Origin of the sequence: Xenorhabdus santafensis, from assembly GCF_033949405.1 — a bacterium.
In the GTDB taxonomy this organism is placed as follows: Bacteria; Pseudomonadota; Gammaproteobacteria; order Enterobacterales; family Enterobacteriaceae; genus Xenorhabdus; species Xenorhabdus santafensis.
On the sequence record NZ_VCDN01000481.1, the window covers coordinates 1 to 336 of the forward strand.

The 336-nt window shown below is 34.5% G+C and carries 1 protein-coding gene; it reads right to left on the bottom strand.

What is annotated here, in order from left to right:
- Window positions 1-336 (bottom strand): IS110 family transposase (locus FE392_RS23140; protein ID WP_319932014.1); only part of this gene is annotated, 336 nt, incomplete at both ends.

Consider the following 336-nt stretch of genomic DNA (forward strand, 5'->3'; position numbering starts at 1 on the left):
AGACTGAATTTTTCAAGAAACAATTCCATCATGGCGTTACCAAATATAGAAGAATCCACTTCTTGTGAGAACGTATTACATTTATAACTTAGGTGTTGGAGAAAATGTTGCTTTTCCTTTGTCAACATTCTAACGAGCTGATAACGAGATCTTGTTAATTGCTGGAGTGCCACATACTGACTTTCTTTTACGATAGACATTTGATTACGTCCAAATCGTAAGTAATCAGCAATGACAAAGGCATCAATCTCATCGGTTTTATCCATGTCAGAATAGCTTTTCTTAAAATTTGCAACTTGTTTTGGATTCAGGAGAAATACTTTTGCTCCAAAACTT